Raw genomic sequence first — 13,381 nt, forward strand, 5'->3', positions numbered from 1 at the left:
GTCATCTCACGCTGCGTTACCCACGCTTGCCAGCGCCTGCTTCAACAGCCCTGCATAGATATTCGCACAGGCCGAGTCGGACTCTGTTGGGCGCAGAGCGAACGCCCGCTCGGCGACTGTGAGCAGGTGAGCAGGCGGCTCACACCGGTCGGTGTCGTCGGCTGTGGCGGGGCACTCGACGGCGCCGTCAGGCGCGGACGCCGCGACACCGGTACGGGGCCGGGTCTCGACCGCGGGGGCCAGTAAGGCTGCGCAGGCCACGCAGGCGAGGACGACGAGCATGGCGGGGCGCAGGCCGATGTGGTCGCCGAGGAAGCCGAGACCCGGTGGTCCGACGAGGAAGGCGACGTAGCCGATAACGGCGACCAGACTGACCCGAGCCGTTTCGTCGGGACCGGATTCCCCGGCGGCGGAGAGCGCGAGAGGGAAGCCGAGCGCGGCGCCCAGCCCCCACAACGGCACGGCGGCGCCGGCGAGGACGGGGTTGTCCGAGGCGATCACGAGAAGCAGGCCGACCGCACCCGCGGCGGCGCTGGCGCGTACGACGGCTGTGCGGCCGAAGCGGTTGAGGAAGAACGTGCCGGTGAAGCGGCCCAGTGTCATCGCGGCGGCGAATCCGGCGTAGACGAGGGAGCCCGAGGTGGCGTCCATGCCGTGTCCGTCGACCATGAGCAGCGGCAGCCAGTCGTTGGCCGAGCCCTCGGCCAACGCCATGGCCAGCACGATCGCGCCGATGAGGAGGAGCCTTCCGTCCTTCCACACCGCCGGGTGCCGTACACCGCGGCCGTCTTCCCGCCACGCCTCGGGGGCGGCGCGGCCGGTGCCCGCCGGGATGCCGCGCATCGCGTAGAGGAGAAGACCGGCGGCCGGCAGGACGACCGCCGCGAGGTGCCAGTGCACCGGCACCCCGGCCGCCGTCGCCGCCATGCCCGCACCGGCGCCGCAGACCGTGCCCAGGCTGAAGAAGCCGTGCAACGCGGGCAGGGTGGTCACACCGCTGATGCGCTCGACGCCCGTGCCGTCGACGTTCACGGCCACGTCGCCGACGCCCATGCCCGCACCGAAGGCGCACAGGCCCGCTGTCACCGCCAGTACCGACGCCGCGGCACTTCCGGCGGAGATCGTGACGACACCGGCGATGAGCAGCCATGTCCCCCAGGTGATGACAGGCCGCGTCCCGAACCTGGACACCAACCGCCCCGAGCAGATGATCCCCAGCATCGAACCGAGCGACAGCCCGAACAGCACCAGCCCCATCTGCGCGGTGGACACGTCCAGCTCGTCCCGGATCGCGGGCGTGCGCGTCACCCACGACGACATCGCGATCCCGGCCAGCAGGAACATCAGGAACAGCGACTGACGGCGCCGACGCACGGCCTGGTCCATGAGAAAGCTTCTCCGTGCGAGCGGGGACGGATGACAGTCCGGGCATCGGCGCCCACCCGGAGCGGACCAATCTACATACCCGCACCAGGAGGAGAAAGCGCTTGCGAACCAACCCTCTCGTCGCACCGCTCCAACGGTCAGCCGATCTCAAGCACGATCTTGCCGCGGACCCGTCCGGTCTGGCTGAGGCGGAAGGCTTCGGCGGCCTCTGACAAGGGCAGCACGCGGTCGATGTGGACGGTGAGGCCGCCGGCGTCCGCGAGGCTCGCCAGTGCGGCGAGCTCCGAGGGATCGGGCTGGGTCCATACCTGGTGTCCGCCGCGCCGAGCCACGTCGGGGTCGACGATCGAGGCGACCCGGGAGGGGTCCTTCAGCAGTTCCTGTGAGACAGCCACGGCGTCACCACCCACGCAGTCCACGGCCGCGTCCACACCTTCGGGAGCCAGCTCCCGCACGCGCTCGGCCAGGCCATCGCCGTAGACGACGGGTTCGGCGCCCAGGGAGCGCAGGAACTCGTGGTTGCGTTCACCGGCCGTACCGATGACCCGGGCGCCCCTGGCCACAGCGATCTGCACCGCCACGGAACCGACACCGCCGGCCGCGGCGTGCACCAGGACCGTCTCCTCCGACCGGGCACCCACCCGGGACAGCGACTGCAGCGCGGTGAGCCCTACGAGCGGGAGGCCGGCCGCCTGGTGCCAGGTCAGCGACGCGGGCTTGCGCGCGAGGGTGTGCACGGGCGCGGCGACGAGCTCCGCGTAGGTGCCGTGCCGCACCTGCTCCGTCCGGACGTAGCCGAAGACCTCGTCGCCGACGGAGAACTCCGTGACGCCCGGGCCGACCGCCTCGATCACGCCCGCGACGTCGAAGCCCGGCACCAGCGGAAGGCTGACCTCCAGGATCGAGTTGAGGTGGCCGGCGACGACGTGCCAGTCGACCGGATTGACCCCTGCGGCCTTCACCCGTATCAGCACCGATCCGGCACCGGACTCGGGCTTGTCGATCTCCATGAGTTCCAGGGCCTCGGGGCCGCCGTAACGACGGGCGACAACCGCTCGCATACGCCTCTCACCATTCCTCTTGATCCATGACGCCCGGGGCTCGGGCACGCCAGTTACGCTAGGACCTCACATTGGTGTCAGGGGCAAGGCCCATGTCGAAGGTCACAAACTGGAGGGCGACATGCGGATCGGGGAGCTGGCGTCACGTTCCGGGGTCAGCGTCCGCTCCTTGCGTTACTACGAGGAGCAGGGTTTGCTCACCAGCACCCGCAGTGCCAGCGGGCAGCGGCACTACACGGACACCGACGTGGAGCGGGTCGAATTCGTCCAGCGGTTGTTCGCCGCCGGGCTGTCCAGCCGTACGATCGCGGAACTGCTGCCGTGCGTCGATGCCCCCAGTGAGAGCAACTCCGACGCCGCGCTGGAGCGAATGGCGCAGGAGCACGACCGGTTGACCCAGCACGTCGCTGACCTCGTACGCACCCGGGACGCGCTCGACGCGCTGATGACCAGTGCCCGAGCCCACCGCGAGGCGCTGCGGGCGACAGCGGCCGGCTGACCCGCGGAGCCGGATGTGCCGTCGGGCCTCAGAGGCCCGCGCCGGGACCGCCCAGTCGTTGCGGGGCAGCTGCCGCCACCCGCGCTTCGATCCTGTGCACCGCGTCCTGCAGGTCATTCAGGTGACGACGTGCCACTTCCTGCGCGGACATGACCGTCCTGCGCCAGGTCACGTTGACGCACCCCAGCACCTCCCCTTCCACACGGATCGGAACGGCGATCGAATTGCGGCCGTCGAAGTCGTACTCCGGCGCGCGCACGCTGTACCCGCGTGACCGAGTGGTCGCCAGCAGACGACGCAGCCACCCGGGGTCGTGGGCATACGCGTTGCCGGGGGCATCGTGTTCGCGAATGCGGCGCAGGACCGCTTCCCGCTCCCGCTCGGGGCAGAAGGCGATGTAGGCCCGGCCCGAGGCCCCGAGCAGCATGTGCGAGCGGAAGCCGATGGGAGCGACGGGGACGACCTCGTCGAAGTAGGCCTTCGGACTGTTCGTGTCGATCGTCTCCATGTAGTCCAGGCGCGGCACGGTCAGCACGGAGGGCCACATCACGCGTTCGCACAGCTCTTCCAGGACCTGCGACGCCAGCTCGCCGAGCCACTCGGCGTCGTCGTGCGGGGCGCGCTGTGGTCTGAGGCTCGCGATGAACGCCCCGTCGGCGAGCCTCTGCCACACCAGATCCTGCTGGTTGCAGGTGTGAAGGATCCGGAGCAGCGTGGCCTTGGGGATGCCGGTTACCTGGTGCAGATCGTGGAGGCTTGCGGCACGCATCTCCTGAAGGACCCGCAGCACCTGCAGCCCGCGCTCCAAGGAGCTGATCGTTTTCACCTGGTAGTTCCGCATGGAACCTGCTCTCACCTGCGGAGATGCCAAACCGATTTCACTGCGTGAAAAGTTAGCAGGCGATGGTTGCCTGGGCTATGGCCTGTCGTGGACTGTTCGTTCCGTGACGCAAGGAGGCGACATGGCCGTCGAGGCAGCAGTGAGCTCACCGGTCCCTGACTCGAAGCCCGGCACAGCCGACGAGCCCGTGATGGTGGCCGAAGGCGAGCTGCTGTGGACGCCCGGCCCGCAGCGGGTTGCCGAGGCGAATTTGACGGGCTTCATGGACTGGCTGGTCCGCGAGCGCGGGCAGCGGTTCGACGATTACGACGAGCTGTGGCGCTGGTCCGTCACCGACCTGGAGGGTTTCTGGGGCGCGCTGTGGGACTACTTCGGCATCCGGTCCGTGACGCCGTACTCCGCGGTGCTCGGCAGCCGGGACATGCCGGGCGCGCAGTGGTTCCCCGGGGCCCGGCTGAACTATGCCGAGCATGTTCTGCGCCACGAACGCCCCGGGACCGACGCCTTGCTGTTCTGCTCGGAGGGCGCTGCTCCGGCCGGGTTGCCGTGGGAGGATCTCGCGGGCCAGGTACGCATCCTGGCGACCCGGCTTCGTTCGCTCGGGGTACGTCCTGGCGACCGCGTATGCGGCTATCTGCCGAACGTGCCGCAAGCCGCGATCGCGATGCTCGCGACGACGGCCGTGGGCGCGGTGTGGGCGAGCGCCTCCCCGGACTTCGGGTCGCGAGGCGTGGTCGACCGGCTCGGCCAGCTGCGTCCTAAGGTCCTGTTCTGCGTCGACGGCTACCGCTACGGCGGGAAGACCTTCGACCGTCGGGAGGAGGCCCGCCTCATCGCCGAGGCCCTGCCGGGCCTGGAGCACGTCATCCACCTGCCCGGCCCCGGCGACGGGAACACCCGGCCGGTCGTCGACGGTGGCTTGCTGTGGGAGGAGGTTTTCGACCACCCGCCCGTGTCGGCCGAAGATTTCGCGTACGAGCACGTTCCCTTCGACCACCCGCTATGGGTGCTCTTCTCGTCCGGTACGACAGGGCTGCCCAAAGCGATCGTGCACGGCCACGGCGGGATCCTACTGGAGCAGCTGAAGCTGCAGACCTTCCACATGGACCTGCGCGAGGGCGACCGGCCGCTGTTCTTCACCACCACCGGCTGGATGATGTGGAACTTCCTGATCAGCTCCCTGCTGGTCGGGGCCTGCCCAGTGCTGTACGACGGGAACCCGGCTCATCCGGAGCCGGACGTGCTGTGGCGGATCGCGCAGGACGCCGGGACCACCTTCTTCGGCGCCAGTCCGGCCTATGTCGACCTCATGAGCAAGTCCGGCATCGTGCCCGGTGAGCGGTACGACCTGTCGGCCCTGCGCACGGTCATGCCGGCCGGTTCACCGGTGTCGCCGCAGTGCACCGCGTGGTTCTACCGCAACGTCAAGGCGGATCTGTGGGTCACCACCGGCAGCGGCGGCACCGACTGCTGCACCGGCTTCGTCGGCGGGGTGCCCACGCTCCCCGTGTACGCCGGTGAGATGCAGGCACGGTCTCTCGGTGTCGCGGCGTACGCGTATGGCGAGAACGGCCGCGAAATCGTCGACGGGGTCGGCGAGTTGGTCATCATCGAGCCCATGCCGTCCATGCCGGTGACGTTCTGGGGCCCGAACGGCGACGAACGGTACCGCCGCTCCTACTTCGAGGACTTCCCCGGTGTCTGGCGGCACGGCGACTTCTTCAAGGTCAACATGCGCGGTGGCTGCTTCGTGCTGGGCCGGTCCGACGCCACGCTCAACCGGCAGGGTGTGCGTATCGGCACCGCGGAGATCTACCGCGTGGTCGAAGCCCTGGACCAGGTCGCCGCGGCCTTGGTCGTCAGTCTCGACCTGCCGGACGAGAAGTTCTTCATGCCGCTGTTCGTCGCCCTCGAGGAGGGCGTGACCCTCGACGCCGGGATCGAGAACACGATCCGCGCCCGGCTGCGCCGGGAGTACAGCCCCCGGCACGTACCGGACAGGATCATCCAGGTCCCGGCCGTCCCGACCACCCTCACCGGCAAGAAACTCGAAGTACCGGCGCGCAGGATCCTGCTCGGCACACCCGTCGAACAGGCGGCCGACCGCAGCACGGTGGCCGATCCCCGCGCACTCGACGCCCTCGCCCGGTACGCCCGTACCCAGCGCGATTACCCCCTGACCGCTGCCGCCACCACCGCAATCTGAGCCGCACCCTTGGAGAGCACCGTGAACGATGCCAGACCCGTCTCTTCCTTCCCGCTTCCCTCAGAGCTCACCGACGTCGCCGGCGCCGAGAACTGGGCGTCGATGTACCCCTACTACACCCGGTTCCAGCCCGAGGACGACCAGCGGTTCTGGTTCTACAACGCGATGCACTTCCCCGAGCCAATGCCCGCGTTCGACGCCGTCACGGCGGAGACGCCCTACACCGCCCTCGGCGCCAACACGGCACGCATGTTCGTCTTCCCCACCACGCTCGGCATCGAGCACCGCATCGTCAACGGCCGGGTCTACATCACCGCCAACCCGGTCACCGACCCCGCGGAGATCCAGCGCAGGCTCGCCCTGTTCAGCGAGCGGGCGGGCCACTACTACGAGAACTGGGACGAGCTCTACCAGGGCTGGGTCACCCGCATCACCGGCCTGATCGACGAGGTGCAGCGGATCGAGGTGCCACGGCTGCCCGAGTTCGAGGACGCGGACGTGATCTTCCAGGCGAAGGGCGTGGCACAAAACCACTACCTGCGCGAAAACTACCACCGGCTCATGGACCTGTACTCCAAGATGTGGCACCACCACTCGGAGTTCCTGATGCTGGGGTACGGCGCCTACGTCGTGTTCTTCGAGTTCTGCAAGACGTCGTTTCCCGAGATCCCCGACCAGGACGTGGCCCGGATGGTCGCGGGGATCGACGTGATCCTCTATCGTCCCGACGACGAGCTGAAGAAGCTGGCGAAGCTTGCCGTCGAGTACGGCGTCGACGATCTGTTCGTCGAGGGCTGCGACCCGGACAAGGTACTGGCCGCACTCGCAGCCCGCGGGGACGACGGCCGGAGGTGGCTGACGGCCCTGGACGACGCGCGGGAGCCGTGGTTCAACATGTCGACCGGCGCCGGTTTCTATCATCACCACCGCAGCTGGAACGACGACCTCACGGTGCCGTTCGCGGCGTTGCCCCGCTACGTCGACCAGGCACGGCGCGGCGAACTGCTCGACCGCCCCACGGAACAGCTCAGGGCGGAGCGCGAACGCATCGCCCAGGAATACCGCTCCCTGCTGTCCGGCGAGGACGAGCAGGCGGCCTTCGACCAGATGCTCGGCCTGGCCAGAGCCGTGTTCCCGTTCATCGAGGACCACAACTTCTACTGCGAGCACTACTTCACCACGAAGTTCTACGGGAAGGTCCGCGAGTTCGGTGAGCTGCTGCGCGACCAGGGTGTCCTTGCCGACGCCGAGGACGTCTTCCAACTGAGCCACACCGAGGTCGGCCAGGCCCTGACCGATGTGATGCTCGCCTGGGCGGCAGGCACCAAGCCCGTCGGGTCGACCCGGGTCCAGGACACGGTCACCGAGCGGAGGCGGATGTTGGAGACCCTCGCGGGCTGGTCCCCGCCGCCGGCATTGGGCCCCGTCCCCGAGGCGCTGAACGACCCGGCGGTGCGCATGCTGTGGGGCATCACCGCGGAGACCATCCAGGCCTGGTCGACACCGGCAGTGGCGGGCGATCACGAGGTGCGCGGGTTCGCCGCCTCGCCGGGCGTGGTCGAGGGCACCGCCCGGGTGTTGTTGAGTGCCAACGACATCGGCCAGGTACGCGAGGGCGAGGTGTTGGTCTGCCCGGTGACGGCACCCAGCTGGGGCCCGGTCTTCGGGAAGATCGCGGCCGCCGTCTCGGACATCGGCGGCACCATGTCGCACGCGGCGATCGTGGCCCGCGAGTACGGGCTACCCGCCGTTGTCGGCACCGGTCACGCCACCAAGCGGATCACCACCGGCCAGCGGCTGCGCGTGGACGGCGACCGCGGCATCGTCACCATCCTCGACTGAGCGTGGAGAGCACCACTATGAACACCTCGCCATACGTCCGCCGGTTCGCAGAACTCCGGCTGGCAGACCGGCCCACCGTCGGCGGCAAGGGCGCCAGCCTCGGCGAACTCACCTTCGCCGGCGCGCCCGTACCGCCCGGCTACGTCGTGACCACCGCGGCCTTCGAGGCCTTCCTCACCGCCCTCGACCCGGACGGCGAGATCCGCACCGCGATCGAGGCGCTGGACGCCCAGGACACCGAGACGATCGCCCGCGCGACCGCACCCGTCAGGGAGCGCATCGAAGCGGCCGAACTGCCGGAGGGGGTGGCAGCGGCGATCCGCGGTCACTACCGGGACTTGGACAGCGAGTCCGACGCCCCGGGCGAGCCCGCTCCCGTCGCCGTACGGTCGAGTGCGACCAGCGAGGACGCGGCGGACGCCAGCTTCGCCGGACTGCAGGACACCTACCTGTGGGTGCGCGGCGAAGACTCCCTCATCGAGCACGTCCGTCGCTGCTGGGCCAGCCTCTACACGGTGGAGTCGGTCAGCTACCGGCGCCGGCTGGGGCTGCCCGAGCACGACCTCGCCATGGCCGTCGTCGTCCAGCGCATGATCGACCCGCGCTGCGCCGGCGTCATGTTCACCCGCAGCCCGCTCACCGGGGACCGCTCCGTCGTGGCCCTGGAAGGCTCCTGGGGTTTGGGGTCTGCCCTCGTCGGCGGTGACGTGACACCCGACAAGTACGTCGTCAGCAAGGTCACCGCAGACATCTGTTCCCGTACGGTCTCCGAGAAGCTGCGGCAGCACCGGATGGACCCGAGCGGGTCCGGGGTGCTGGAGGAGGACGTACCCGAGTACCTCCGGAGCGAGCCCTGCCTGTCCGACGAGGAGATCCACGAGCTCGTGCGGATCGGCCGACAGGTCGAGTCCCATTACGGGACCCCGCAGGACATCGAGTGGGCGATCTCCCGCAACCTCGTCCCCGGCCACAACATCTTCCTGCTCCAGAGCCGCCCCGAGACAGTCTGGTCGAACCGCGAGAAGACTCCGGTGGCCGCGCCGAAGGCCAGGGCATTCGACCACGTGCTGTCGCTGCTCGGCGGCGCGGGCGCCGGCGGGGGCACCTCGTGAGCATCACCGGCGAGGACGTCCAGGACATCCTGCGGATCATCGATGACATGGAGGTCGATCGGCTCCATGTGCGCACCGGCCGGTTCGAGCTGTCGCTGCGCCGTGGCGACGACGGTGAGTGGACGCAGTCCGCCCGAACCACCGCCCAGCCGGTACTGGTCGACGACCGTGCGGCGCGGGAGCAGCCGGCGCCTGGCGGGGCCACTCCGGCGGACCGGGCGGCACCCGCCCGCGAGGGCCTGACCGAGGTGCGCACACCGTTGCCCGGCGCCTTCTACCGCGCGCCGAAACCAGGCGCGCCGCCCTTCGTGGAGATCGGGGACGAGGTCACCGAGACCACGGTGGTCGGGATCGTCGAGACGATGAAGCTGATGAACTCCGTGTACGCGGGGGCGGCCGGAACGGTGGCGGACATCCGCCTGGGCGACGGTGACTTCACCGAGCAGGGCACGGTGCTGATGTTCATCGACACTCAGGCCGGAGGGACGGCGTCGTGATCCTGCGGCGTGTCCTGATCGCCAACCGGGGCGAGATCGCCCTGCGCATCCTGCGTACGTGCAGGCGGCTCGGTATCGAGGCCGTGCTCGCCGCGTCCGACGCCGATCTCGCCTCCGTACCGGCCAGACTGGCCGACCGGGTGGTCCGCCTCGGCCCTCCCCCGCCCTCGGCCAGCTACCTGGACGTGGACGCCGTGCTCGCGGCGGCCAGGACCGCGGACGTCGACGCCGTCCACCCCGGCTACGGCTTCCTCTCCGAGAACCAGCGGCTGGCCCGGGCCTGTGCCGAGGCGGGCATCGTGTTCATCGGTCCCACCGTGAAGCAACTCGCCGCCGTCGGCGACAAGTTGGAAGCCCGTCGGCACGCCGTCGCGGCCGGGTTGCCGGTGGTGCCCGGCGGACCGCTGGAAGACACCGCTGACGCGGCGCGACTCGCCGCGGAGATCGGCTTCCCCCTCCTGATCAAGGCGGTGGGCGGTGGTGGCGGCCGGGGCATGAAACAGGTACACGATCCGGCGGCCCTGGCCGCCACCATCGACCTGGCGGTGGCCGAGGCGGGAGCCGCATTCGGCGACCCCCGCGTCTACCTGGAACGCTTCGTCGCGACGGGGCGCCATGTGGAAGTCCAGCTCATCGCGGACGGCGAGAACGTCGTCCACCTCGGCACCCGGGACTGTTCCGTGCAGCGCCGCTACCAGAAGCTCATCGAGGAGGCACCCGCGCCCGCTCTCGACCCGGCGCTGCGCGAGGAGATGCACCGCGCCGCGGTGGCTCTCGGCAGGCATCTGGCGTACCGGGGCCTGGGCACGGTCGAGTTCCTCGTCGACGTCGACCGGGGCACCTTCTACTTCCTGGAGATGAACGCCCGCATCCAGGTCGAGCACCCGGTCACCGAGGCCATCACCGGACTGGATCTCGTAGCCGAACAACTCGCAGTGGCCGAAGGTCGACCGCTCTCCTTCGGTCAGGCAGACGTCACGTTCTCCGGTCACGCCATCGAGTGCCGTATCAACGCCGAGGACTGGGCACGGGACTTCCAGCCAAGTCCTGGCACCGTGACCGAGGCGCTCTGGCCACTCGGCGAGGGCATTCGGATCGACACCCACCTCCAGGCGGGCGCCACCGTGCCGCCCTACTACGACTCTCTGCTCGCGAAGCTGATCGTCCACGGCCAGGACCGCGCCGAGGCCCTGGTCCGGTTGCGCGGCGCCCTCACCCGATGCGCGATCGACGGGGTCAACACCAACGTGCCCATGCACCAAGCGGTGTTGGACGACGCGGAGTTCGCCCAGGGCGGCGTGGACACCGCCTGGTTCACGCGGTTCCTGCGGGACCACTCGGCAACCGGACAAGTGACGGTAGGTGGTACCCATGGCTGACATCCGGCTCGTCGACGTGTCGCTGCGCGACGGCAACCAGAGCCTGTGGGGCGCCACCGGACTGGACACGGGCAAGATCCTCCAGATCGCCCCGGTCCTGGACCGAGTGGGTTTTAGGGCCCTCGACTACACCTCCAGCACCCACATGGGCATGGCAGTGCGCACCCACCGCCAGGATCCCTGGGAACGCATCCGGCTCACGCACCGCGCCATGCCCAACACCCCTTTGCAGTTCATCGGCACCGGGCTGCGCTTCATCTCCTGGGAGGTCGCCCATCCCGAGTTCATGCAGCTGGTCTACGACCGACTGGTGGCAGGCGGCGTCACCCGGTTCGTCGTACTCGACCCCATGCATGACATGGACGCGGTACGCGAGTCCGCGCGGATGATCCGTGCGGCCGGGGCCACCGAGATCGTCGGAGCGCTGACCTACACCGTCAGCGACGTGCACGACGACGCCCACTACGGATCGCTCGCCTCCCAGATGGCTGTCTGCCCGGACATCGACCGCGTCTACATCAAGGACCCAGGCGGACTGCTGACGACGGAACGCGCCTCCACTCTGATCCCGGCCGTCCTGGGCAATCTCGCCGGCAAACCGCTGGAACTGCACTCCCACTGCACCATCGGCCTGCCAGGCCTGACCTACCTCAAGGCCGCCGACCTGGGAGTGCACGCGCTCCAAGTGGCCTGCGGAGCCCTGGCCGGCGGGACATCACTCCCCAACGCCCAGCAGGTCGTGGCGAATCTGCGCGAGTTCGGCCACACCGTGGACATCGACGACCGGCTGCTCGGCGTGGTGGCGGACTACTTCCACGCCATGGCGGCGGCCGAGGGACTCCCCGTCGGTGGACCCCGGGACTTCGACGCCGCGTTCATGCGCCACCAAGTGGCAGGCGGCGTGATGACCACGCTCCACCGCCAGCTCGACGAACTGGGCTTCAGCAACCGCTTCGACGCGGTCATCGAGGAAGTGACCCGAGTCCGCGCCGAACTCGGCTACCCCATCATGGTCACCCCCTTCCCGCAGATGGTCTGCACCCAGGCGCTGTACAACGTCATCGGCACCGAACGCTACGAGAACGTCTCCGACCAGGTGATCCGCTACGTGCTGGGCAGCTTCGGCAAGCCCACCGCCCCCGTGGACCCGGACATCTGCGACCGCATCCTCAACCGTCCACGGGCCAAGGAACTCACCGAAGAACCGCCCCCGCCCACGGTCACCGAACTGCGGCGGCGGTTCCCGCGCGGCATCAGCGACGAAGAGCTGCTCCTACGCGCCACCATGCCCGCCGAGCAGGTGGACGCCATGGTGGCCGCAGGCCCGGCCCCGCAGCACTACAACCCCCAGGTCAAACCCGTACTCGACCTGCTCCACGGCCTGCGGACCCGCCCGGCGACACCCGAACTCATCCTGGACAGACCCGACTTCCGACTGGAGCTGCACCGTGACCGCCGATCCGACTGACGAGGCCGCCGCTGCCGTGACCGACCGTCTGCGCGCCATCCGCGGGATCGTCTTCGACCTGGACGGCACCCTCGTCCTGGGCGATCGACGCAACCACGGGCTCACACCCCTCCCCGGAGCCCTGGAACTCACCGCCGCCCTCACCGCCCGTGGACTTCCCTGGCTCACCTTCACCAACGGCACCACCCGCACCCCCGAGGCGTACGCACAGACGCTGCGCCGGATCGGCTTCGACCTGCCCGACACCGCCATGCTCAGCCCCGCCACCAGCGCCGTCGACCACTTCCTGGCCATGGGACACCGAAGGGTGCTGGTGCTCGGCGGCGACGGCCTCAAGGAGCCGCTGCGCCAGGCCGGATTCGAGATCGTCGCGTCCAAGGGCAAGCCGGACGCCGACGCCGTACTGGTCGGCTGGTACCGCGAGTTCACCATGGACGACCTTGAGGCGGCCTGCCATGCCGTCTTCGGCGGAGCCACCCTGTACAGCTGCTCGCAGTCGGTGTTCTTCGCCAGCGCCGAGGGCAGAGCCCTGGGCACATCCCGTGCCATCTGCGCCATGATCAGCAGTGTCACGGGCGTCACCGAACAGATCGTGGGCAAACCCTCGATGATCGGCCTGCGATGTGCCGCGCGGCGGCTGCGCGCCGCGCCGCAGGACCTCGCCGTCGTCGGAGACGACCCGGAACTGGAGATGGCGATGGCCCGTCACGCCGGCGCCCTCGCCATCGCGGTGGCCACCGGCATCCACGCCGCGGACCGCTTCACCTCGCTTCCGCTAGCGAGGAGACCGCATCTCACCCTCGACGGTGTCGGCGGGCTCCTCAACCTCCTGCCTGCGGCCGCTTGACCATACGAACATCGGCGAACACCGCAGGGGGGAAAGGTCTGACGGGCCACCTCGGCAGTGCTGGCCCAGCTGTGCCGGGCATGCGATTCTCGATGAAGGCGAAGACCTGCCCCGTCAGTGCCTCGTCGCCGGGACTGGACACGGCGCTCATCATCTGCATGGCGCCGAACACTGCCTCGACGACGGCCGGGGCATCGTCGGACAGGAAGCCCAGCACGGCTATCAGCAACAGAACCTCACCAC

12 protein-coding genes are annotated in these 13,381 nt (G+C 69.4%); 8 read left to right on the top strand and 4 right to left on the bottom strand.

What is annotated here, in order from left to right:
• Positions 1-6: 6 nt before the first annotated feature.
• Positions 7-1,386, bottom strand: coding sequence for an MFS transporter (locus JIX55_RS01480; RefSeq protein WP_257561378.1), 1,380 nt, complete (start codon positions 1,384-1,386; stop codon positions 7-9).
• 137 nt (positions 1,387-1,523) lie between these two features.
• Complete coding sequence (locus JIX55_RS01485) at positions 1,524-2,447, bottom strand: NADP-dependent oxidoreductase (protein WP_257561379.1); 924 nt, start codon at positions 2,445-2,447, stop codon at positions 1,524-1,526.
• Between the two features lie 121 nt (positions 2,448-2,568).
• Between JIX55_RS01485 and JIX55_RS01490 the strand changes: the two genes are divergently transcribed.
• Positions 2,569-2,946 (top strand): MerR family transcriptional regulator, encoded by a 378-nt coding sequence (locus JIX55_RS01490; RefSeq protein ID WP_257561380.1) that lies wholly within the window; start codon positions 2,569-2,571, stop codon positions 2,944-2,946.
• A gap of 28 nt (positions 2,947-2,974) precedes the next feature.
• Here the strand turns inward: JIX55_RS01490 and JIX55_RS01495 are convergent, their stop codons facing one another.
• Positions 2,975-3,787 (bottom strand): IclR family transcriptional regulator domain-containing protein, encoded by an 813-nt coding sequence (locus JIX55_RS01495; protein ID WP_257561381.1) that lies wholly within the window; start codon positions 3,785-3,787, stop codon positions 2,975-2,977.
• A 121-nt stretch (positions 3,788-3,908) separates the two neighbouring features.
• Here JIX55_RS01495 and JIX55_RS01500 point away from each other — a divergent pair, with 121 nt between their 5' ends.
• From JIX55_RS01500 to JIX55_RS01530, 7 genes are read left to right on the top strand one after another with little or no spacing between them, the layout of a single operon-like run.
• Entirely contained in the window at positions 3,909-5,993 is a 2,085-nt protein-coding gene (locus JIX55_RS01500) for an acetoacetate--CoA ligase (protein ID WP_257561382.1), read from the top strand.
• Between the two features lie 21 nt (positions 5,994-6,014).
• Positions 6,015-7,835 (top strand): PEP-utilizing enzyme, encoded by a 1,821-nt coding sequence (locus tag JIX55_RS01505; RefSeq protein ID WP_257561383.1) that lies wholly within the window; start codon positions 6,015-6,017, stop codon positions 7,833-7,835.
• Between the two features lie 17 nt (positions 7,836-7,852).
• On the top strand, positions 7,853-8,947 hold the full coding sequence (locus JIX55_RS01510) for a PEP/pyruvate-binding domain-containing protein (protein ID WP_257561384.1): 1,095 nt from the start codon (positions 7,853-7,855) through the stop codon (positions 8,945-8,947).
• Entirely contained in the window at positions 8,944-9,444 is a 501-nt protein-coding gene (locus JIX55_RS01515) for an acetyl-CoA carboxylase biotin carboxyl carrier protein (protein ID WP_257561385.1), read from the top strand. Before JIX55_RS01510 ends, JIX55_RS01515 begins: the two co-directional genes overlap by 4 nt.
• On the top strand, positions 9,441-10,823 hold the full coding sequence (locus JIX55_RS01520) for an acetyl-CoA carboxylase biotin carboxylase subunit (protein ID WP_257561386.1): 1,383 nt from the start codon (positions 9,441-9,443) through the stop codon (positions 10,821-10,823). Before JIX55_RS01515 ends, JIX55_RS01520 begins: the two co-directional genes overlap by 4 nt.
• A complete protein-coding gene (locus JIX55_RS01525) occupies positions 10,816-12,291 on the top strand; it encodes a biotin carboxyl carrier protein (RefSeq protein ID WP_257561387.1) in 1,476 nt (491 codons plus the stop codon). The genes JIX55_RS01520 and JIX55_RS01525 overlap by 8 nt, the downstream gene beginning before the upstream one ends.
• A complete protein-coding gene (locus JIX55_RS01530; protein ID WP_257561388.1) occupies positions 12,272-13,138 on the top strand; it encodes an HAD-IIA family hydrolase in 867 nt (288 codons plus the stop codon). The genes JIX55_RS01525 and JIX55_RS01530 overlap by 20 nt, the downstream gene beginning before the upstream one ends.
• On the opposite strand, the gene JIX55_RS01535 is transcribed toward JIX55_RS01530, so the two are convergent.
• Positions 13,113-13,367, bottom strand: a complete 255-nt coding sequence (locus tag JIX55_RS01535; RefSeq protein WP_257561389.1) for a hypothetical protein — start codon at positions 13,365-13,367, stop codon at positions 13,113-13,115. The two genes, JIX55_RS01530 and JIX55_RS01535, sit on opposite strands and share 26 nt — an antisense overlap.
• Positions 13,368-13,381: the final 14 nt, after the last annotated feature.

The sequence above is a fragment of the Streptomyces sp. DSM 40750 genome, assembly GCF_024612035.1.
GTDB lineage: Bacteria > Actinomycetota > Actinomycetes > Streptomycetales > Streptomycetaceae > Streptomyces.

What these genes read in the sequence shown, in the direction of transcription:
- JIX55_RS01500 (WP_257561382.1), top strand. Translation starts at nt 3,909, where the DNA reads ATGGCCGTCGAGGCAGCAGTGAGCTCACCGGTCCCTGACTCGAAGCCC.
- JIX55_RS01510 (WP_257561384.1), top strand. Translation starts at nt 7,853, where the DNA reads ATGAACACCTCGCCATACGTCCGCCGGTTCGCAGAACTCCGGCTGGCA.
- JIX55_RS01480 (WP_257561378.1), bottom strand. Translation starts at nt 1,386, where the DNA reads ATGGACCAGGCCGTGCGTCGGCGCCGTCAGTCGCTGTTCCTGATGTTC.
- JIX55_RS01490 (WP_257561380.1), top strand. Translation starts at nt 2,569, where the DNA reads ATGCGGATCGGGGAGCTGGCGTCACGTTCCGGGGTCAGCGTCCGCTCC.
- JIX55_RS01525 (WP_257561387.1), top strand. Translation starts at nt 10,816, where the DNA reads ATGGCTGACATCCGGCTCGTCGACGTGTCGCTGCGCGACGGCAACCAG.
- JIX55_RS01495 (WP_257561381.1), bottom strand. Translation starts at nt 3,787, where the DNA reads ATGCGGAACTACCAGGTGAAAACGATCAGCTCCTTGGAGCGCGGGCTG.
- JIX55_RS01485 (WP_257561379.1), bottom strand. Translation starts at nt 2,447, where the DNA reads ATGCGAGCGGTTGTCGCCCGTCGTTACGGCGGCCCCGAGGCCCTGGAA.